The 19,195-nt window shown below is 57.3% G+C and carries 20 protein-coding genes and 3 tRNA genes; 9 read left to right on the forward strand and 14 right to left on the reverse strand.

Annotated elements, in window-relative coordinates; genetic code table 11:
- Positions 1-455 precede the first annotated feature (455 nt).
- Together B0H98_RS04440 and B0H98_RS04445 are read right to left on the reverse strand one after the other, a co-directional pair.
- Positions 456-959: a ferritin-like domain-containing protein gene (locus tag B0H98_RS04440; protein ID WP_106373832.1), complete on the reverse strand. Its 504-nt coding sequence runs from the start codon at positions 957-959 to the stop codon at positions 456-458.
- 38 nt (positions 960-997) lie between these two features.
- Positions 998-1,834 carry a manganese catalase family protein gene (locus B0H98_RS04445; protein WP_106373833.1) on the reverse strand — a complete coding sequence of 279 codons (837 nt, stop codon included), beginning with the start codon at positions 1,832-1,834 and terminating at the stop codon, positions 998-1,000.
- A 598-nt stretch (positions 1,835-2,432) separates the two neighbouring features.
- Here B0H98_RS04445 and B0H98_RS04450 point away from each other — a divergent pair.
- Positions 2,433-2,798, forward strand: coding sequence for a hypothetical protein (locus tag B0H98_RS04450; RefSeq protein WP_106373834.1), 366 nt, complete (start codon positions 2,433-2,435; stop codon positions 2,796-2,798).
- On the forward strand, positions 2,798-2,971 hold the full coding sequence (locus B0H98_RS04455) for a DUF1289 domain-containing protein (RefSeq protein WP_106373835.1): 174 nt from the start codon (positions 2,798-2,800) through the stop codon (positions 2,969-2,971). The genes B0H98_RS04450 and B0H98_RS04455 overlap by 1 nt, the downstream gene beginning before the upstream one ends.
- 793 nt (positions 2,972-3,764) lie before the next feature.
- Here B0H98_RS04455 and B0H98_RS04460 read toward each other — a convergent pair.
- The 7 genes from B0H98_RS04460 to B0H98_RS04490 all read right to left on the reverse strand — a co-directional run bounded on the left by B0H98_RS04460 (position 3,765) and on the right by B0H98_RS04490 (position 8,557).
- Positions 3,765-3,840, reverse strand: a tRNA-Thr gene (locus B0H98_RS04460).
- Positions 3,841-3,912: 72 nt separating this feature from the next.
- Positions 3,913-3,987 (reverse strand) — tRNA-Gln (locus B0H98_RS04465).
- A gap of 6 nt (positions 3,988-3,993) precedes the next feature.
- Positions 3,994-4,069, reverse strand: a tRNA-Phe gene (locus B0H98_RS04470).
- Positions 4,070-4,225: 156 nt separating this feature from the next.
- On the reverse strand, positions 4,226-4,501 hold the full coding sequence (locus B0H98_RS04475) for an oxidative damage protection protein (protein ID WP_106373836.1): 276 nt from the start codon (positions 4,499-4,501) through the stop codon (positions 4,226-4,228).
- A gap of 31 nt (positions 4,502-4,532) precedes the next feature.
- Positions 4,533-5,627, reverse strand: coding sequence for an A/G-specific adenine glycosylase (mutY, locus tag B0H98_RS04480; protein WP_106373837.1), 1,095 nt, complete (start codon positions 5,625-5,627; stop codon positions 4,533-4,535).
- 114 nt (positions 5,628-5,741) lie between these two features.
- Positions 5,742-8,075 (reverse strand): AsmA family protein, encoded by a 2,334-nt coding sequence (locus B0H98_RS04485; protein WP_106373838.1) that lies wholly within the window; start codon positions 8,073-8,075, stop codon positions 5,742-5,744.
- Positions 8,075-8,557 carry an acetyl-CoA sensor PanZ family protein gene (locus B0H98_RS04490; protein WP_106373839.1) on the reverse strand — a complete coding sequence of 161 codons (483 nt, stop codon included), beginning with the start codon at positions 8,555-8,557 and terminating at the stop codon, positions 8,075-8,077. Before B0H98_RS04490 ends, B0H98_RS04485 begins: the two co-directional genes overlap by 1 nt.
- A 205-nt stretch (positions 8,558-8,762) precedes the next feature.
- On the opposite strand from B0H98_RS04490, the gene hisB reads away from it, so the two are divergent.
- The 5 genes from hisB to B0H98_RS04515 are packed head-to-tail and all read left to right on the forward strand — an operon-like array spanning position 8,763 to position 12,129.
- On the forward strand, positions 8,763-9,356 hold the full coding sequence (hisB, locus tag B0H98_RS04495; RefSeq protein ID WP_106373840.1) for an imidazoleglycerol-phosphate dehydratase HisB: 594 nt from the start codon (positions 8,763-8,765) through the stop codon (positions 9,354-9,356).
- A 55-nt stretch (positions 9,357-9,411) separates the two neighbouring features.
- The gene (gene hisH / locus B0H98_RS04500; RefSeq protein ID WP_106373841.1) at positions 9,412-10,053 is read left to right on the forward strand and encodes an imidazole glycerol phosphate synthase subunit HisH; all 642 of its coding nucleotides are present in this window, start codon (positions 9,412-9,414) and stop codon (positions 10,051-10,053) included.
- A gap of 11 nt (positions 10,054-10,064) precedes the next feature.
- Complete coding sequence (hisA, locus tag B0H98_RS04505) at positions 10,065-10,811, forward strand: 1-(5-phosphoribosyl)-5-[(5-phosphoribosylamino)methylideneamino]imidazole-4-carboxamide isomerase (RefSeq protein WP_106373842.1); 747 nt, start codon at positions 10,065-10,067, stop codon at positions 10,809-10,811.
- The gene (hisF, locus tag B0H98_RS04510; RefSeq protein WP_106373843.1) at positions 10,808-11,581 is read left to right on the forward strand and encodes an imidazole glycerol phosphate synthase subunit HisF; all 774 of its coding nucleotides are present in this window, start codon (positions 10,808-10,810) and stop codon (positions 11,579-11,581) included. The genes hisA and hisF overlap by 4 nt, the downstream gene beginning before the upstream one ends.
- Positions 11,582-11,622: 41 nt before the next feature.
- A complete protein-coding gene (locus B0H98_RS04515; RefSeq protein ID WP_106373844.1) occupies positions 11,623-12,129 on the forward strand; it encodes a hypothetical protein in 507 nt (168 codons plus the stop codon).
- A gap of 8 nt (positions 12,130-12,137) precedes the next feature.
- Here the strand turns inward: B0H98_RS04515 and B0H98_RS04520 are convergent, their stop codons facing one another.
- Positions 12,138-12,737, reverse strand: coding sequence for a YjaG family protein (locus tag B0H98_RS04520; protein ID WP_106373845.1), 600 nt, complete (start codon positions 12,735-12,737; stop codon positions 12,138-12,140).
- A gap of 113 nt (positions 12,738-12,850) precedes the next feature.
- Between B0H98_RS04520 and B0H98_RS04525 the strand changes: the two genes are divergently transcribed.
- Complete coding sequence (locus B0H98_RS04525) at positions 12,851-13,555, forward strand: type 1 glutamine amidotransferase (protein WP_106373846.1); 705 nt, start codon at positions 12,851-12,853, stop codon at positions 13,553-13,555.
- 6 nt (positions 13,556-13,561) lie between these two features.
- Here B0H98_RS04525 and mnmH read toward each other — a convergent pair whose 3' ends face one another.
- From mnmH to B0H98_RS04545, 4 genes are all read right to left on the reverse strand, one after another.
- Positions 13,562-14,659 (reverse strand): tRNA 2-selenouridine(34) synthase MnmH, encoded by a 1,098-nt coding sequence (mnmH, locus tag B0H98_RS04530; protein WP_106373847.1) that lies wholly within the window; start codon positions 14,657-14,659, stop codon positions 13,562-13,564.
- Positions 14,659-15,696, reverse strand: a complete 1,038-nt coding sequence (gene selD / locus B0H98_RS04535) for a selenide, water dikinase SelD (RefSeq protein WP_106373848.1) — start codon at positions 15,694-15,696, stop codon at positions 14,659-14,661. The genes mnmH and selD overlap by 1 nt, the downstream gene beginning before the upstream one ends.
- Positions 15,697-15,754: 58 nt before the next feature.
- Positions 15,755-17,128, reverse strand: a complete 1,374-nt coding sequence (gene radA, locus B0H98_RS04540) for a DNA repair protein RadA (RefSeq protein ID WP_106373891.1) — start codon at positions 17,126-17,128, stop codon at positions 15,755-15,757.
- Between the two features lie 94 nt (positions 17,129-17,222).
- On the reverse strand, positions 17,223-17,675 hold the full coding sequence (locus B0H98_RS04545) for a copper resistance protein NlpE N-terminal domain-containing protein (RefSeq protein WP_106373849.1): 453 nt from the start codon (positions 17,673-17,675) through the stop codon (positions 17,223-17,225).
- 164 nt (positions 17,676-17,839) lie between these two features.
- On the opposite strand from B0H98_RS04545, the gene hisC reads away from it, so the two are divergent.
- Positions 17,840-18,901 (forward strand): histidinol-phosphate transaminase, encoded by a 1,062-nt coding sequence (gene hisC / locus B0H98_RS04550; protein ID WP_106373892.1) that lies wholly within the window; start codon positions 17,840-17,842, stop codon positions 18,899-18,901.
- Positions 18,902-19,195: the final 294 nt, after the last annotated feature.

Consider the following 19,195-nt stretch of genomic DNA (forward strand, 5'->3'; position numbering starts at 1 on the left):
TGAAACGACCGTTTAGAATTTAAGCTGCCTACACAAGATCTCTGAGATTTCATATAACATAGATTATAAGAAGTGAAAGTTACATTGGAAAACATAAAGATACCTGAATGTCCACCCTCGGCAATTGTGGCTACAGATCAAACTATTTTACTCACCCTGCGATAAATTTAAATCAATCTCTTAAATAAACGTATCTAATAAATCGGCTTAAATATCTTAATCACTCAAACCGCGCCTCTTTGAAACATCAACAAACGTAGTTAACCACCGATCAAAAAGCTTAAAAAAACAATGAACGAAATAGTCAGTCTGACTTTTCATAACAACAACACTTTTAACTCTATTCAGAAAAGCCAAGTTATAAGAAAATTGCGATGGCTAAAACGAGAATACCCCGACAACGATGTGTCAGGGTATGGCATACAATAAGATCAGGTATCTAAATAATTGAAGGTCTACCGTTTGGCGCGTAAATTATCGTCATCGTCACGCTGCAGGAATTGAGTAGTGGTCGACTCGATATGCTGCCCCAGCCAATCCGCCATGGCTTCTTCCTCTTTGAGGATATCCCGGCATACATGAGCAACACCTGTTTGACCCGCATTTTCTGCGGCTTGAATCAGCGCCTTATAGTTGGCGATTTCGAAATGTTCGAACGCGTAGGAGGCAATAGTGCCCTTCAACACTTCATCGCCTGCCATCATGCCACCCAATGCCTGACCAAACGCTGTTAACTTGCCGCCCAGGTCCTTGATGGTAGACGTATCTATATTCATGCCTGACATGGCCTGTTCCAGACGCTCAGACTGGTGACGTGTTTCTTCCAGGTGCTGTTCAATACGCGCCTGTAACTCCGGGTAATCTACCAGGCGCTCTGCCTGGGATTTCAGCATTTTCTCAGCCTGCTGCTCCATAGCATGTGCATCGCGCAACCAGTTTTCTAAGTACTTGGTATCCATGGTGCATCTCCTTGTAAAACTGAGTAATCCGGTGTCTTTTATTTAGACGGGTCGATCTGCTCTTTTTGAGCGCCTGATTTTTCCTTCGCCATTCCCAGGGTAGGCTCCTGGCCTTCAGGTGCAGGTTGGTTTTGTACGGAAAACTCGCTGCGACCATCAAAGGATGGACCTTCACCCCAACGCCCTTTGGGTGCTTCTTTATCCAGCAGGGTGTTCAGGTAGTAGTAAGAGTGCTGCATCGCTTCGTGATCTTCCGGCGTCGAGTTGGGTACCGGCAGCTGTGCGCCTAGACCACCAAGCTCTTCAATTACTGCCAGCCACTGCTGCTGGTGATAGGTATCACGGGCAATGAGGAAGGATAGAAAATCCTTCATGCCATGATCATCGGTCCAGTTATAAAGCCGCGATGCCAATACTCGGCCACTGGCTTCTGCCGTTACGTTTGCCAGCATGTCGGCTGCTACGTTGCCCGTGGCGTAGATGTGGCTCATATCAAAGGGCACGCCATTGGCATTCACCGGCATGGCAGAAAGCCCCGACGACAGGATATGACGTGGGTTGGCGCCGCCCAGAATGGCATTCATTACCGGGTCCTTGGCCGTTGCTTCCTGGTAGGAAACCGGGGCGCCTTCCAGATTAAGGGCCACCGCATGGCCAAGCATTTCGATATGCGAAAGCTCTTCGGTAGCGGTCGACATGAGCAGATCGCGGATACGGTCATCCCCACGCGCGCCCATCGCCTGGAAAAAGTACTGCATGGCGACCCGAATTTCCCCTTCCACACCGCCGATGGCCTGCTGGAGCAGCATGGCAAATTCAGGATTGGGTTTATCCACTTTGACGGGGTATTGCAGTTTTGCAGAGTGATGGAACATAGCATAGCCTCATTATTTAATTGCCCGTCCAAAACATGCGACAGGTATCTAAAAGAAAGAGATCAAGCAGTGGTAAAAACAGACCAATCACTAACTCCGATTAACTTGGTTCTAACCATTGATCAATCAATCTGGCTATTTGAGAGTAGCCAAGGAAACTAACTTATCAAGCGAGGATAAGTGCATGTAGAAATATTTAACTTTTATCACACAGTATGTATACATTTTTAAACCAGGACTACAGAAAGCCATTGATCAACATAAATCCATGATTTAAATAAATAAAAACAAAAAGCTAAATGATTGAATATATTTTTACCATCAATTAAAAACTTTAGCACAATGAAGAAGACGATAAAAATTGATCCTTCACTGACTATAAAACAACAAGACAATCAGCACATAAAACAACCCCATCTTTCCAAACAGCTATTGTTTTTAAATACCAATATAATAACCGGCTACTTATGCCAACTAATAAATGTTATGACACATTGGCTTGGCATCAGCACTTTACACCGCCTTCCTAATCGTGCTTTTTTGAGTACACGAAAAATATATGCAACATTTACCCCTCTGATCTAGGACAGGAGATCCCATGCTTGCCAAACGCGAACGCGGCAAAATTGAGCGTCGGCTAGTCACGTCACTGACCGCCGCCTGCGAAAACAATAAAAGCCATATTCCCGGGTTTGAATGGGTGACCCATCAGGTCGACTACACCCGCTTTCCCATGAGCCTAATGGTCATCTGGGTGTTTGATACGGATGCCCACCTGTCCGAGGCGCTTAAAAGTGACGTGAGGCAGCGCCTTCACGATGAAACCGCAGCGGCACTTATCGAGGCAGGCGTCATGGTGAATGATGTTTCAGCGCACATTGATTTTGACAGTGAACAGGCATGTCGCCGCCAGCATGGGGGTGATTGGCAGCGCCGACTCACCTCAGTCAAGGCCATCCACTAATGGCCAAGACAGTTGAAAGCCCCTGCATTTCGGTTTGCAAGCTCAAAGGCGAGTTGTGCACCGGCTGCGGGCGCAGTATCGAGGAGATCCGCCGATGGACGTCCATGAAGCGCCCAGAGAAGCTTAGTGCTCTCAAGCGCGCCGAGCAGCGGCGAAAAAAGTTTAACAAGTAATGTCCGTACTGATACGCCGGTTCAACCATACGGCTACGTTTCACGGCTTGAGCAAAATGTGATCACAATTGCGGTGGTAGCCAAGAGCCGTACGATCCCACGCAAAGCCAGGCTTGCCGTAACCTGGGGAACGAAAGGTTGAGCTTAGAAGGGAATGGTATAGGTATCAGTACAATTTTTTTGCCTTAAAGACTTGTGCATATATTATACATGGCATAGTATGAAGTTGTCGGCGGCAGGAAGCCACCACAGAAAAGGAATTTCCACTCAGGATGAGTGACTACTCGCCAGGATGGCATGAGTACATCAACCGCCCCTTAACCGGGGCGTTGTTGTTTCTGGCTTTTAAGCTTTCTATTCTCTCCCCCCGCCTTACCCCGTAAGCCTTGTCTTTAATCACGCTCCATCATCCGGCATACCTTTACCCATCGGCGCCGCTTAAAATTCGGCGCGGCAACGCGTATCCGGTTGTAAGAAATAGCTGACAAAACCTGTCGTTGATGGACTACAGCAATCATTCACTTGGCAGCTACACTGAACGAGCTGCTTATCGCAGTAGCCAAGTACGCCGTGCTCATTCAAGGATGGATAAGGAAGGCACCAAGCGAAGGGAAGAAGGAAGCACGGCAGGCCAAGGATGGCCTCTATGTATTGAAAACATGTCTTCACGCTGGGCAGAGAGCTTATACACGCATAGCCATTTTGCTACGTATGATATTACGCGCACGAAAAAGCCGCCCTTTCGGACGGCTTGATCTGATTCTCTAACATGTTGCTTTTAACCATCTTTTGATGGTGCCGACACCAGGAGTCGAACCCGGGACCTACTGATTACAAGTCAGTTGCTCTACCAACTGAGCTATGTCGGCGCTTCACGTTTTCTTGAGAATATGACTGGTTTGCGATTAAGCTATTCAGTCAACAAGAAATCTTGTTGGCAATGGCTGGGGTACCAGGATTCGAACCTGGGAATGCCGATACCAAAAACCGGTGCCTTACCACTTGGCGATACCCCAACTGTTTGGTGGCCAGAGACGGAATCGAACCGCCGACACGGGGATTTTCAATCCCCTGCTCTACCAACTGAGCTATCTGGCCGCTGCCAACGGTGCGTATTAAACTAAAAACGCAGCTTTTCGTCAACACCTTTGTGAAACTTTCTTTCCTGACCGTTGCTTAGGGCATACCTTCGGCTAACGGTGAAGGGCTGAAACGCCCGTATTTCCTGCCATTTCGGCCTGCCAAGGTACCGGTTTACGCCTGCGTAGGCGGCACATAACCCTCAGCCTGGTCGGTCGTTTCATTATCCATGTAGCGCTGCATCTGCTCCATCAGGTAGGCGCGGTCCTCTGGGTTGAGCATGTTGAGGTGCTTTTCGTTGATCAAACGCGTCTGCAATGCCTGCCACTCTTCCCATGCCTTCCTGGAAACGCTGGCCTGAATCTCCTGGCCCTGCTTGCCGGGTAGCGGAGGAAACGGGAGCGCGGGCAGCTCCTCTTGATATTTGCGGCAAAAAACCGTGTTGCTCATTAGAGACTCCTTGATAGGCGTATGGCTTAGGCTATACACGCCCTGGCGTTAAGTTGAGAGTAAAGGGCGCAAGCTGGCCAAGCAGCGCTTTGACCGGGGCTGCCAGGCCAAGCTCGCGGGGGTTATCGATGTCGTACCAGAGTCCGCCTTCCCTTATCCCGTTCAGCCTATCGCAGGATACCGGCTGAGGGGTAATCTCCAGGCGAAAATGGCTGAAGGTATGATGGAACCCAGGCATTGTCGACTCGCGTCTGGGTGATGCCACGTGCGCCTCCAGCCAGTCGTTCAGTTCGCTGTGTGTATCAAACTGGGGCAGGCTCCAGAGCCCGCCCCACAGACCGCTGGGCGGGCGCTGTTCAAGCCACACCTTGCCCTGTTGGTCGCGCAGTACCAGCATGATGGTGCTGCGGGTGGGCAGGGCTTTCTTGGGTTTGGATTCCGGGTAGCGTTTCGGTTCGCCTTGGGCGTAGGCCAGGCAGACGTCGTTGAACGGGCACACCTTACAGTCCGGCCGGCTGCGCTTGCACAGGGTAGCGCCGAAATCCATCATCGCCTGGGTAAAGTCCGCCAGGCGGGCTGTGGGCGTGTAGTGCTCGGCAAGTGCCCATAGCTTACGTTCGACCTCGGGCTTGCCCGGCCAGCCAGGGATGGCGTGCAGTCGCGTCAGCGAGCGTTTGACGTTGCCATCCAGAATCGCCGCCCGACGACCGGTGCTCTGGGCAATAATGGCGCCAGCGGTTGAACGGCCGATGCCCGGCAAAGCCACCAGCGCTTCGACACTCTCGGTGGGCAACTCACCGCCATGTTCGGCAAGCGCCTGCTGGGCGGCCTTGTGCAGGTTGCGCGCACGGGCGTAGTAACCAAGCCCTGTCCACAGGTGAAGTACTTCGTCCTGTGGCGCACGAGCGAGAGCTTCAAGGCTCGGGAAGCGCGCCATGAAACGTTCGAAGTAGGGAATCACGGTGGCCACCTGGGTCTGCTGCAGCATGATCTCGGATACCCATACGCGGTAAGCGCTGCGCGGCGACTGCCAAGGCAGGTCGTGTCGGCCATACCGGTCGAACCAGGTAAGCAGGCGGCGGCAGAACTCGTCTGCCGCGAGCCGGGGAGTTGGCATATCAGCCATGCGGTTTCCTTCGATAGAACAGGTAGTAGAGAAAGCGGGCGCAATGGTGCTTAGTATGACGCCAATAAAAAAGCGCCGGCGTGTGGGCCGGCGCAGACTGACTTACCTGAATGCTCAGTTGAATAGACGTCGGATGCCTTCGCGAAGTTCCTGACCGGCTCCTTTACCCAGGTGCTCATCAAGCTGCTCCAGCGAGCCGCCTACGCGCTCTTCGAGCTCTTCGGTCACGCGGCTACCAGCCTCATTGCGCAGCAGATCGACCACGGCGGTCTGAAAGGCGTCACGGTCAAAGCGGCACCACTGCGTATGGTCGTCGCCAAGATTGCCTTCACAGCGCACGGGCAGCGGCAGCTGCTGAAGGCGTGGGTTGACGCTACACGCCGCATCAGCGGTATCCACCAGCCGTGCGTTGGCTTGGGTATCGAAGTTGCGGCTGTTGAAATCAAGTTCGCCTTCGCCATTCACATTGATACCCGGCAAAGTGATCAGCAGATCGTCGCTGCTGATGATGCCGTTGCGTACCTGGAGGGTGGCATCGAAGCGCTCGAAGCGCGTATCGGCATGCCAATCCCGTAACGTACCCTCACCTTCCAGTTGGGCAACCAGTTCACACATCTGCTGAGAAATGTTGATATCCAGAATGGCGCCTTCATCAAGGCGGGCGTTCACCTGGCCGTTGAGATTGCTGATCAGTGCATCACGGCTATTGCCACGCGATGTAAGCTCGCCATCGGCATTGAGACGCCCGCGCAGTGGAGACGTCTCCTCGCCCAGCGCTTCAATCAACGCGCCTGCCTGAACATTGCTGACACTGGGTGCAAGCGCCCACTCCATGATCCGTTCACGCGCGTCCAGGCGGCCGCTGGCGTTAAGCTCGCCGCCATAAAAGCGTGACTCAAACCCGCTAAGCCGATGTTCACCCTCTTCACCCTGCAGCTGCAGGCGCGTGTTTTCAAAGGTCAGCCCGCCAAGCAGCAGCCGCTCGACGCTCAGCGCGCCGTCCAGCGAAAGCTCGCTAAACCAGGCCTGGGGGAGCAGAGTTTCGCTACTCTGGGCAATGGCCTTGCGTAAAAAGCCTCGGCTTGCCTGCTGCGCGGTGGTGGGCCCGGCCAGATAGTGATCAAGATTGAGCTGATCGCCCTCAAGGTCGAAGGCGACTCGCGTGCCGTCCAGTGCGGCGGAGAGTTCGCCGGTAAAGGTACTGTCGTCCACTACCAGGGAGAGCCGCGGTAGAGATACCTGCTCGGCGTCGCCTTCGATGGGGCTGGTCATGGCAATGTCGCTAAGCGCAGCCTCATTGGCAGTGTTAAGCTCGACGCCAGTACGGCTTAGCCAAGGGCGCAGGGTAAAGGGAGCGGCGGTAATCTGGCCTCGATACCTTGGTGCATCCAGCATCTGCTCGATATTGAGATGCCCGCTGACACGTAGCCCATCAGGTCCAGTCAGCTGTAGATCCTTTAGCTGCGCCGTTTGCGCCTCCCAGTCGCTCTCGAGCCCAAAGGCCAGCGCCAGTGCCAGGCTGCCCTGCCACTTTTCCGCATTCTGCAGGCCGGTTTCCAGCACGCCTTCGATAACGCTTAGCTGCTTCTCTTCCAGATGGGCAACGATTTCAGCGGCCCGCAGGTTGAGCTGCTGCGGCTCGCCCTCGGCGTCCATTCGCGTGCGTGTGGTCAGCCGGGTATTTTCCAGCACGACCCGATCCTCGCCAAGTTTAAGCCTGATTCGCGTCTCGAGATCAACATCGCTGGTCAGATCCGGCGTGCGCTCCAGCACCTCGGCATCCAGGCGGTTATGCCGGGTAAGCGTGAACATGGCCTTCAAGGGGAAAGGGCTGACCGGGTTGACGTTGCTGCCGGAGATATTCAGCGACTGCATGCGCCACAGCGCCTGGCGCTGCATGTCACGAAAGCGGATATCGGCGCCGCGTACTTCAACGCTTGCGATATTGAGCACCACGGAAAGGCTGCCCGCATCGGCGTTCGGGCCGGCGCTTGCCGGCGCCAGCACGGTTTGGGCCTTTTCATCGCTGCGCTCGGCCAAACGCTCGACCAGCGGCTCCCAGTTGCCTTCGCCCTCCTCATCGCGCTCCAGGTTCAAGCGCATACCGTCGAGCGTCAGGCCATCGATGGCAATTTCACCACGCAACAAGGGCGCAAACGCAATACTGACCTCGGCGCGATTGATCGCTGCAAACGAGGCTTCATCTTCAGGCTGTTCGGGCAACCAGGCGCGGGCCTGCTCTACGCTGACGCCAAGGCGTGGGTAGAACGACCAGGTGATCGGCCCTTCCAGCGCCAGATGCAGCCCTGTGTGCTCCTCGACCACGGCAGTCAGACGTGGCTTGAAGTCCTCAGGGTCGAGAAAGGTGGTGACATAGACCACCGCGGCCACTGCCACAATGCCAAGAATACCGATGGCGGCCAGTAAAATACGTAATAACTGTTTCATTACCCTTTCCCTTGTGGGTCTAGCTCAACAAAATCACTGATAAGCGGTCCGCCCAATGCGGGCCTTTCGGCCTGACTACCAGGGCGGTAGCCAAGCTTGGAAAGCAGTAACTGATCGGCAAGCGGCAGTGATGCGGTTTCAATGCGTAGTTTACGCCCTTCCTGAAGGGCCTGTTCACCCAAAAGCGCCGCCAGCCGTGAACCAACGCCGCGGCGGCGGGTGGTTTTGCGCACACAGAGCTCAGATAGCCACCACGCCCGGTCCGGCGCTTCCTGAATCGCCGCAGCTCCCAGCAGGTGGTCGTTGAAGTGCGCGCAGGCAAAAAAGTGGCCGGCCTCCAGATGCTGTTCGATAAACGGCAACACTGCCTGGGTAGGCACCCGCTCCTTGGGCGCGTCTTCATAAATACGCACAAGATCAAGGCGCACCTGTTCATCGGTGTCCCAGCGGGCTTTATCGACATGCTCCAGTGTCACCGACATGGTGAACTCCTCTTTGCCAAAGCAGCCAAGCTGCTATGTTGAATGCCCTAAAACGGTAGCTACCTTTCGCGCATTGTAGCGGATGGGTGCGCCGATTCTCTATAATGGCTGTTTTGCCGCAGATTCATGCCCTGATCAACTGGTGGAGAGACAGTGCGGCCCATCGCCTTCCCCTCAGAATGCGCTAGAGCGCAGGAGATGCAACATGTCAGCGCGTATTGCCACGGTTAGCCGTGATACGAATGAAACCCAGATCAAGGTCAGCGTCAATCTGGATGGCGAAGGCCACCTCAACTGCGAAACTGGCGTTCCCTTTCTGGATCATATGCTTGATCAGGTTGCACGGCATGGCATGATCGACCTGGATATTCACGCTACCGGCGATTTGCATATCGACGATCATCACACCGTCGAGGACCTGGGAATTACCCTGGGCCAGGCCTTCAATGAAGCGATTGGCGACAAGCGCGGCATCTACCGCTATGGCCATGCCTACGTGCCACTTGATGAAGCGCTCTCGCGGGTGGTGATCGATTTCTCCGGCCGCCCCGGTCTTTACATGAATGTCGAGTTTACCCGTGACATCATCGGCCGCCTGGATACCCAGCTGTTCTGGGAATTTTTCCAGGGGTTCGTCAATCACGCCCGGGTAACGCTGCATATCGACAATATCAAAGGCTTCAATGCCCATCACCAGGCCGAGACCATCTTCAAGGCGTTTGGACGCGCCCTGCGCATGGCCGTGGCCGAAGACCCGCGCATGGCAGGCCAGATGCCCTCCACCAAAGGCAGCCTTTAATGGTGCGTCGTGATAATCCACGCCACCGTTCGTTCATTCCGTTAAGGAGCGCTTCATGACCATTGCTGTGATCGACTACGGAATGGGAAACCTGCACTCTGTCGCCAAGGCGCTGGAGCACGTGACCCATGAAAATGTCATTATCACGCGCGATCCGCGGCGCATTCTGGGCGCCACGCGACTGGTACTGCCCGGCCAGGGCGCTATCCGTGACTGCGTGGGCGAACTCGAGCGCACTGAGCTTCGCGGCCTGGTGGACGATGTGCTGACACGCCAAGCCAAACCCTTGCTGGGCATCTGCGTGGGCCAGCAGATGCTGCTGGAGCGTAGCGAAGAGAACGGCGGCGTCGATTGCCTGGGCTTTTTCCAGGGCAGTGTCGACAAGTTTCCCATCGATATGCGCGATGAGCACGACCAGCGCCTGAAAGTACCCCACATGGGCTGGAACCTGGTCGAGCAGAATCACGCCCACCCGCTGTGGGCCGGCATCGATAATAACGAACACTTCTACTTCGTTCACAGCTACTACGTGAATGCAGCCGACGATACTCAGGTGTTTGGCACCACGCGCTATGGCCGGGTAGGCGCCCACGTGGCGATTGGCCGTGACGCCACCTTTGCCGTACAGTTTCACCCCGAAAAAAGCTCCCGTGCGGGCCTGCGCCTGCTTGAAAATTTTGTCACCTGGACGCCCTAAGAGGTTTAGTTATGTTGGTAATTCCTGCGATTGATCTCAAAGACGGCCAGTGTGTGCGACTCAAACAGGGCCGCATGGAAGATGCGACGTCCTACGGCGACGACCCGGTTGCCATGGCCGCACGCTGGGTGGAAGCTGGCGCGCGCCGGCTCCATCTGGTCGATTTGAACGGTGCCTTTGAAGGCAAACCGGTCAACGGCGAAGCGGTCACCGCCATTGCCCGCGCCTACCCCAACCTGCCGATCCAGATTGGCGGCGGCATTCGTAGCGCGGAGACCATCGAGCACTATCTGAATGCAGGCGTCTCCTACGTGATCATCGGTACCAAGGCGGTCAAGGAGCCGGATTTCGTGGGCGAGATGTGCCGCGCGTTTCCCGGCCATGTGATTGTCGGCCTGGATGCCAAGGATGGGTTTGTGGCCACCGATGGCTGGGCGGAAGTCTCTACCGTGAAGGCCGTGGATCTGGCCAAGCGCTTTGCCGATGACGGCGTATCCAGCATCGTGTACACCGACATCGCCCGCGACGGCATGATGCAGGGCGTTAACGTGGAAGCCACCGCCCAGCTGGCCCGCGAAGGCGGCCTGCCGGTAATTGCTTCTGGCGGCGTGACCAATCTGGACGATATCAAGGCCCTGTGCGATGTGGCCGATAGCGGCATTTTAGGCGCGATTACCGGTCGGGCCATCTACGAGGGCAGCCTGGACGTAGCCGAGGCCCAGCGCCTCAGCGATCAACTGACCGGAGGCAATGCGTGAGTCTATCCAAGCGTATCATCCCGTGCCTGGACGTTGACGCCGGGCGGGTGGTCAAGGGTGTCAACTTTGTCGGCATCCGTGACGCGGGCGACCCCGTCGAGATCGCCCAGCGCTATAACCAGCAGGGCGCCGATGAAATCACCTTTCTGGATATCACCGCCAGCCACGAAGACCGCGCCACCACGGTGGACATGGTGGAGCGCATTGCCGGGCAGGTGTTCATTCCGCTGACCGTCGGCGGCGGCATTCGTACCTGTGACGATATCCGCACCATGCTCAATGCGGGCGCCGACAAGGTGTCGATCAATACCGCAGCGGTGACCAACCCCGAGTTCGTTCGCGAAGCGGCCGAGCGTTTTGGTAGCCAGTGCATCGTGGTGGCGATCGATGCCAAGCGGGTATCTGGTGAAGGCGAGCCGCCGCGCTGGGAAATCTTCACCCACGGCGGACGCCGGCCAACAGGGCTTGATGCCGTGGAGTGGGCGAAGAAGATGGTGGCATTCGGCGCCGGCGAGCTGCTCTTGACCAGCATGGACCGTGACGGCACCAAGATCGGCTTTGATCTGGGCGTGACCCACGCGATTTCAGAAGCGGTCAGCGTGCCGGTCATTGCCTCTGGCGGTGTGGGCAATCTGGACCACCTGGTGGATGGCGTGCTCAAGGGCGGTGCCGACGCCGTACTGGCGGCCAGCATTTTCCACTTTGGCGAGCACACCATTCCCGAAGCAAAACGCTATATGGCCGAACGCGGCATCGAAATGCGCCTTTGATGACCCCATTGACGCAGCGCCCTTCTTTCCAGGAGTTTTACATGCCACGTTACACTGCATGGGCAGGAGGGCTTCTAGGTATCTGGCTGAGCGCTTCGGCCTCGGCCTTTTCTATGCCCGACTGGCCGCCGGCGTTCACACTCGACCATACGCTGGTACAGACCAGCCTGCTGACACGCCACTTCGACCCGCAGCCGGATCACAACAACCAGCAGCACTTGATGGGCATCGAGCTTCACAACCCTGACCGCTGGATGGCCGGGGCCGCCTGGTTCAAGAACTCCTACGAACAGCCCACCTGGTACGTCTATGCCGGGCGTGAATTTCCCCTGTGGCAGTTTGCCGATGAGATCAACGTTCGCGCCAAGCTGAGCGGTGGCTTGCTGCGCGGCTACAAGGGTGAGTACCGCGACAAGATTCCGCTCAACCATCTGGAAGTGGCCCCGGCGCTGCTGCCAAGCATTGGCGTGCAGTGGGGGCGCCTTGAGTCCGACCTGATCGTGTTTGGCACTGCCGGCATGATGGTGACGGCAGGCCTGCGCTTCTAAGGCTTGGCCTACTCTTCTTCGTCCAGGCTCAGCCCCAGGTTGCTGATGCCGTCATTGCGGCCAAGCGTGCGAACTTCTTTCAACGCGGCCTTGTTGAGCGGCTCACTGACGGCCTCCAGCACGGCGTCCTGAAAGGCGTTTTCATCTTCCATCAGCGGGTGATCGCGGATCAGCAGAGCAAGCTTCTGAGCATCCTCCTCACCTTCGGTAAGCTCGATAAAGGCGCGCACCCCGGCGCGCGAGGTGCGGCTTACATCCAGCACGGCTTCGGGAGAGTCGCCCTGCAGCGTATCGAGCAGCGCCGAGATGGATACCACGGCGTCCAGCGCACGGCGGGCGCCAAAGCTTTCATCTTCTGCAGGCGGCTCGCATTCGGCCAGCTTTTCCGCCTGGCGCGCAAAGTCGATACTGGCACCGGGCACGCTAAGCCGCTCCCAGACCAGATTCAGCACCGTGCGCAGCGTATGGCCATCCCCCTGGCCGGTGGTCTGCTCATACAGCGCGTAATTGGGTAATAGCCGCTCACAAAGCGCGGCCATGAACGCCTGCTGAGCCGCGAGCGGCAGCACCTGAAGCCGCTGATAAAAACCTAAGGGTTTGGACACCATACTGATTTCCTAACGCGCGATATTGGTGAAATGGGGTCAATACGTTATGGTCGAACCTGCGCTGTCGTAAACCCCGACAGCCCTGACTGAGTACGGCCGGCGAGGAGATTACCATGCATATACATCTGCTACAGCACGGCTCTGATCATGACCCCGCCCGCTTGACCGACTGGTTGAGCAGTATGGGGCATAGTTACACCGTTTTTCATCTATACGCGGGCGAGCTCACCCCACGCCCCGCGGAAAGCGATGCGCTGATCGTGTTGGGCGGTCCAGAAACCGTTCTTGATCAGCCGCCTGCGTGGTTCAAGGCCGAAAACAAGCTGATCAACCGCTACCTGGATGGCCAGAAGCCCGTTCTGGGCATCGGCCTGGGCGCGCTTTTGATTGCCCGGGCGCTGGATGCCGTGGTGGCTCCTGGCACCTATCCAGAACAGGGCTTTCATGAGGTGACCCTGGCCCCGGAAAGCCCGTTTGATCTGCCCGAGCAATTCGAGGCGTTCATGTGGCATCGCTACGTGTTCAGCCTGCCGGAAGACGCCCTGCCGCTGGGTGGGAGCCCGGCGGCCCCGCTACAGGGCTTCAGCTGGGACAGCGGCCGCGTGGTAGGCCTGCTCTGCCACCTGGAGGTAACGCTTGCAAGCGCTACTCAGCTTATTGAGCAGGTGAAAAGCGAGGCCGCGCCTGTGGCTTCCAGTAGCCCGACAGCCGAACGCTTTGTACAGTCCGAAAACCAGATTCTGGAAAACGCTACCCGCTTTCATCAACTGGCGCCTTTGCTCGACCGGGTCATGACCCAGTGGTTAAAGCTGGCCTGACCTACCCTACTCAGGCTGCCGGGCGCTCCACTGCCTGGCAGCCTCCCGGCAGCTTTCCCAATCGCCCACATGAATATCCGGCGCGGCGCTCGCCTGCTGTTTTTCCAGATGATAGCGATAGAGTGGGTCGTAATATTCGGTCAAAAGTGGTGCCAACCACGCTTCGTGGGCCTGAGGGTTACCTTCGGCATGGGCCTTGAACGCCAGCGCCTGGAGGCGCTGTAAACGCTGAAGACGCGCATTCCCTAAACGCTTTTCCAGACGAATCAGCGCATTGCCTAATTGACGTTGCATCAATGCCCAACCTTCTTGCGCGCCGCAATATGCGGTGTACTCTTTTTCAAGCTCGATGATGTAGTCGTTCAGGAGCTGGTCAAGACGCCAATCAAGCGGCATCTCGATACGCACGCGCGGTGCTTTTTGCAGAGCATGCCAGAAGGTGAGCGGTATGTTGGCATTGCCGATCTGGCGTGACTCATCCTCGATGACGAGCTTATCCGGCAGGGCCAGCAGCCGCGCCCCCAGCGCATGTTCAAAATCGATCTGTGTGGCGGGTGCTTCTGGCCTGCGCCCGAAGGCGGAGCCTTTATGGTGGGCGCAGGCTTCAAGATCGACACCGTTTTCCAGCTGATTGATCAGCGTGGTCTTGGCGCAACCGGTCAATCCGGCCACCACCAGCATGGGCTGCTCGGCCGCCTGCTCGATACGCTGGCAGAGCGCGTGGCGCATGGCCTTCCAGCCGCCTTCGATGCGCGGCCTGGAAAGACCAGCTTCTTCAAGCCACTGTTGCGTGATCTGCGAGCGTAGCCCGCCACGAAAGCAGTAGATGACGGCGTCAGGGTGCTCGTGCAGATACGTTTTCCAGGCCGCGATGCGTGCCTGCTTGGTCTCACCGCTGACCAGCCGTTCGCCGAGAGCAATCGCGGCCTCCTGGCCCTGCTGCTTGTAGGCAATACCCACCTGACGGCGCTCTTCGTCCACCATCAGGGGTAGATTGACCGCGCCGGGCAGGCTGCCCTGGGCAAACTCGATTGGGGCACGCACATCAATCAGTGGGCGCGCTTCGCTGATTAAACCTAGGGATGGAGGCAGCGCTTCAAGCATTATCCGACCATCTCGATCAACGCTTCGCCTGTACGAGGCTTCATGACGCCAAACGGCTCAAGCGACAATCCAAATTCCCGACCAATGCGCTCGACATCGTCTTCCCAGGCCGGGTCGACGCTTAGTAGCAGGCCGCCCGAGGTTTGCGGGTCGCACAGCCACTGCCAGTGGGCTTCATCCATACTGGGCAGGCTCTTGCCCAGGGCATCGCGGTTGCGCAGCGTGCCACCGGGTACCGCCCCCTGACGGCGATACGCCTCGGCTTCGGCCAGTCGCGGCAGACGGCGGAAATCGATCTGGGCCATCACGTTACTGGCGCTGCACATCTCCGTAAGGTGCCCGGCCAGGCCAAAACCGGTCACGTCGGTCATGGCGTTGAGGCCTTTGACACCGGCAAGTGAAACCCCGATGCGGTTGGATTTAAGCATCGTCTCCCGGGCCAGGCCGTGGTGCCCCGCTTCCAGCAGGCCACGCTTTTCGGCCGTGGTAAGCAGACCCACGCCCAGCGGTTTGGTCAGAAACAGAAGATCCCCAGGCTTGGCGCGGCTATTGAGCTTGAGCTTGTCCAGATCCACCAGCCCGTTAACCGCCAGACCGAAGATTGGCTCCGGCGCATCGATGGAGTGCCCGCCTGCCAAGGCGATGCCCAGCTCACGGCATACGCCCTGGGCACCAGCGACCACATCACCGGCCACTTCCGCGCTCAATTTATCCAGCGGCCAGCCCAGGATACTCAAGGCCATGACCGGGGTGCCACCCATGGCATAGATATCACTGATCGCGTTGGTGGCCGCGATACGTCCGAAATCGAACGGATCGTCCACGATCGGCATGAAAAAATCCGTGGTGGCGATCATGCCGCGGCCGTCGCCCAAATCGTAGACCGCAGCGTCTTCGCGGCCCTGATTGCCCACGATCAGCTGCTTGTGCCCGGCGGCCGGCCCCGCCTTGGCAAGGATGCTATCCAACACATCGGGGGCGATCTTGCAGCCACATCCGGCGCCGTGACTGTACTGGGTTAAACGAATCGAGCTCATGGCGTCTCTCCTTGGCACGTAGATGTCTTTTTCATGATGACTTAATAGCGTAGCCTACTTACAGTGCCTCCAAGGCATCGCTGAGCTTATCCACGGCGATCACTTCCATGCCCTTGGGCGACTGTTTGGGGGCGTTGGCGCGCGGCACGATAGCGCGTAAAAAACCGTGCTTGGCGGCCTCGGCAATACGCTCCTGGCCGCTGGGTACCGGGCGTATCTCGCCGGAAAGCCCCACTTCGCCAAACACGACCAGCTCCTTGGGAAGCGCGCGGTTCTGCAAGCTGGAAACCACGGCCAGCAGTACAGCGAGATCCGCGCTGGTTTCCAGCACCTTTACACCGCCCACCACGTTCAGGAATACGTCCTGGTCGCCGGTAAACAGCCCGCCATGGCGGTTCAACACGGCCAGCAGCATGGCCAGGCGGTTCTGATCCACCCCGACGGCGACGCGGCGTGGGTTGCCCAGTGCGGATTCATCGACCAGAGCCTGTACTTCTACCAGAATAGGCCGAGTGCCTTCCCATACCACCATGACCAAACTTCCCGGCGCCTGCTCTTCCTGGCGTGAAAGAAAGATGGCGCTGGGGTTCTTGACCTCCTTGAGGCCCTGTTCGAGCATGGCGAAAACGCCCAGTTCGTTGACGGCACCAAAGCGGTTTTTCTGACCGCGCAGCGTGCGAAAGCGGGAGTCGGCACCGCCTTCCAGAAGCAAGGAGGCATCAATCATGTGCTCAAGCACCTTGGGGCCTGCCAGGGTACCGTCCTTGGTCACGTGGCCCACCAGCAGCAGCACTGTATTGCTCTGCTTGGCAAAACGGGTGAGTGCGGCCGCGGACTCGCGCACCTGGGCGACTCCGCCCGGCGCCGAGCTGATATCTTCCAGATGCATGGTCTGGATAGAGTCGATCACCAGAATTTCCGGCTTTTCACGCTCAGCGACGGCAAGAATGGTCTCGACACTGGTTTCGGCCAGCATCTTCAGGCCGCTGGTGGGCAGCTGCAAACGATGGGCACGCATGGCCACCTGGGAAAGAGATTCTTCCCCAGTCACGTACATGATGCGCCGCTGCTGGGCCAGCTTGCAGGCTGTCTGTAGCAGAAGCGTCGATTTACCCGCCCCCGGGTTGCCGCCCAGAAGCACGGCTGAACCTGGTACGAGGCCGCCGCCCAGCACGCGGTCAAATTCGTTGAACGTAGAGCTGAGTCTGGGTACCTCGCTCAGGTCGACATTGCTTAGATCCACCACATCACGGGAAAGGTCACCTGCATAGCCTGCCCTGCCGGTAGTCGTGCTGCCACTGCCCGGACGGGCGCTTGCCAGGCGGATTTCGCTTAACGTATTCCACTCGTTACAGCTGGAGCACTGGCCTTGCCACTTGCGGTATTCGGCCCCGCACTCGGTACATACAAAGGCACTCTTGGCTTTAGCCACTGCGTTCATACTCCCGTTATTGAATCATGTTGACGGCGTCAGGCGCTAAAATACAAAAGGCGGCCCGTGGCCGCCTTGTTTCGCTACTGCTTGATTACTGACGCTGTAGCTGCAACATTTCGCCATTTTCGAAGCGACGACGCTCCGGGTCGATCAATTCAAGCGTACGCTCGTTGATGCGCTGGAAGTAGTAGATCTGACCGTCGCCATCAGGCGTCAGCTCATAGACGGTCGCGTCCGGGTCGGACGGCGTACCGTTCAGCACTTCCCAGTTACCCGCGTAATTTTCTGGCGGCGGCGTTTGTGGGTGGTTACGATAGGTCGCATCCAGCGTAAAAGTACGCTCGTCTGCTGCACCGGTCTCTTCGCCCACCATGGTAACGTCCAGATCGATACCGTCACAGTTGCGGCAAGGCAGCGTTCCCTGGTAGTGCTGTTGTGATGCACTCACACCTGCATCACTCTCCTGGCCTGACGGGCCGCCGGTTGCACAACCAGCCAACAATGCCAACATAGCCGAACCGGCTAGCAAACTCCTGAATTGCATTGGGTCTCTCCTTATCGTGTTGGTCATACATTTCTTACGTGCGGTTATGACAGCATAACCGTTACAAGGTGCGACGCCCACCCCCCAGGCGCATGGGAATGCTTGCGCTTGGGCAAGCATCAAGCGACCATGGCCTATTACGCAAGGATAATCAGGTTACCACCATGAGCCAATACTGGAGTCCCGCGGTCAAGGCGCTCACCCCTTATGTACCAGGCGAGCAGCCCCGTGAGCGCGTTATCAAATTAAACACCAACGAAAATCCTTACCCGCCGGCACCGGGCGTGGGCGAGGCGCTGCGCCACTACGCCACTGACCATCTTCGCCTTTATCCGGACCCCACCTCTGCCGCTCTGCGCGCCACGCTTGCCAAAACGTTCAGCGTGGAAAGCCAGCAGGTATTCGTAGGTAACGGTTCCGATGAAGTACTGGCATTGGCCTTTCAAGCGTTCTTCTGCCACGACGCGCCGCTGGATACGCCCGCGATCACTTACAGCTTCTATCCGGTTTACGCCAATCTTTATAATGTCGCGCTGCGCACCCACCCGCTGACCTCAAACTGGGAAGTGGACATGGAGGCGCTTGGCGCGGCATCCGAGCGCAGCGGCGTTATCCTTGCCAACCCCAATGCGCCTACCGGGCATGCCCATTCACTGGCAAGCATCGAGGCGCTATTGAAGCGCGTAACCGATCGCGTCGTGCTGGTCGATGAGGCGTATGTCGATTTTGGTGGAGAAAGCGCGATTGCACTGGTTGACCGCTACCCCAACCTGCTGGTCACAGGCACCTTCTCTAAATCACGCAGCCTTGCCGGCCTGCGCCTTGGCTACGCGGTAGGCTCAGCCGAGCTGATTGACGGCTTGCAGAGAGTGAAGGACTCGTTCAATTCCTACCCGGTCGATAGCCTGGCAAGCCTTGTGGGTATTGCAGCGCTTGAAGATGAAGCACACTTTGATGCGTGCCGTGAGCGGGTAATCACCACGCGTGAGCGTACTCGTCAGCGCCTGGAAGCTCTGGGCTTTGAAGTACTGCCTTCAAAGGCCAACTTCGTCCTGGTCCAGCACCCTGACGTTGCCGGCGCCCAGTTATTTACCAGCCTTCGCGAGCGGGGCATTCTGGTACGTCACTTCAATACTGCTGAGCTCAACAATTTCCTGCGTATTACGATCGGCACTGACGATGAAATGGATAGCCTGTTAGAAGCCCTGGAAAGTATTTGGCGTTAATTGGCAGGGCTGCCAAGTCAAGGCGCCTGACGGCGCCTTTCGCCCAATAGAATTGGGCTCCTACAAGAGAACGCCCCTGTACGTTGTAGGAGCAGGCTTCAGCCAGCGACGCGGCGCCCCGCGCCGCCGGGGTTTAATAGCTACCATCGGAAAGAGCAGAGTGCCTTTCCTGCACGCAAAAAAAATCCCCCGGGGCGTAAGCCCCGGGGGATTTTTCACAATAAGTGCCTGACGATGACCTACTCTCGCATGGGGAGACCCCACACTACCATCGGCGCTAAGCGGTTTCACTAC

Origin of the sequence: Vreelandella songnenensis (assembly GCF_003002925.1) — a bacterium.
Classification (GTDB): Bacteria; Pseudomonadota; Gammaproteobacteria; order Pseudomonadales; family Halomonadaceae; genus Vreelandella; species Vreelandella songnenensis.

Coding starts and splice junctions, on each gene's coding strand:
- B0H98_RS04440 (WP_106373832.1), bottom strand. CDS start 959: ATGGATACCAAGTACTTAGAAAACTGGTTGCGCGATGCACATGCTATG.
- B0H98_RS04445 (WP_106373833.1), bottom strand. CDS start 1,834: ATGTTCCATCACTCTGCAAAACTGCAATACCCCGTCAAAGTGGATAAA.
- B0H98_RS04450 (WP_106373834.1), top strand. CDS start 2,433: ATGCTTGCCAAACGCGAACGCGGCAAAATTGAGCGTCGGCTAGTCACG.
- B0H98_RS04455 (WP_106373835.1), top strand. CDS start 2,798: ATGGCCAAGACAGTTGAAAGCCCCTGCATTTCGGTTTGCAAGCTCAAA.
- B0H98_RS04475 (WP_106373836.1), bottom strand. CDS start 4,501: ATGAGCAACACGGTTTTTTGCCGCAAATATCAAGAGGAGCTGCCCGCG.
- mutY (WP_106373837.1), bottom strand. CDS start 5,627: ATGGCTGATATGCCAACTCCCCGGCTCGCGGCAGACGAGTTCTGCCGC.
- B0H98_RS04485 (WP_106373838.1), bottom strand. CDS start 8,075: ATGAAACAGTTATTACGTATTTTACTGGCCGCCATCGGTATTCTTGGC.
- B0H98_RS04490 (WP_106373839.1), bottom strand. CDS start 8,557: ATGTCGGTGACACTGGAGCATGTCGATAAAGCCCGCTGGGACACCGAT.
- hisB (WP_106373840.1), top strand. CDS start 8,763: ATGTCAGCGCGTATTGCCACGGTTAGCCGTGATACGAATGAAACCCAG.
- hisH (WP_106373841.1), top strand. CDS start 9,412: ATGACCATTGCTGTGATCGACTACGGAATGGGAAACCTGCACTCTGTC.
- hisA (WP_106373842.1), top strand. CDS start 10,065: ATGTTGGTAATTCCTGCGATTGATCTCAAAGACGGCCAGTGTGTGCGA.
- B0H98_RS04515 (WP_106373844.1), top strand. CDS start 11,623: ATGCCACGTTACACTGCATGGGCAGGAGGGCTTCTAGGTATCTGGCTG.
- B0H98_RS04520 (WP_106373845.1), bottom strand. CDS start 12,737: ATGGTGTCCAAACCCTTAGGTTTTTATCAGCGGCTTCAGGTGCTGCCG.
- B0H98_RS04525 (WP_106373846.1), top strand. CDS start 12,851: ATGCATATACATCTGCTACAGCACGGCTCTGATCATGACCCCGCCCGC.
- mnmH (WP_106373847.1), bottom strand. CDS start 14,659: ATGCTTGAAGCGCTGCCTCCATCCCTAGGTTTAATCAGCGAAGCGCGC.
- selD (WP_106373848.1), bottom strand. CDS start 15,696: ATGAGCTCGATTCGTTTAACCCAGTACAGTCACGGCGCCGGATGTGGC.
- B0H98_RS04545 (WP_106373849.1), bottom strand. CDS start 17,675: ATGCAATTCAGGAGTTTGCTAGCCGGTTCGGCTATGTTGGCATTGTTG.
- hisC (WP_106373892.1), top strand. CDS start 17,840: ATGAGCCAATACTGGAGTCCCGCGGTCAAGGCGCTCACCCCTTATGTA.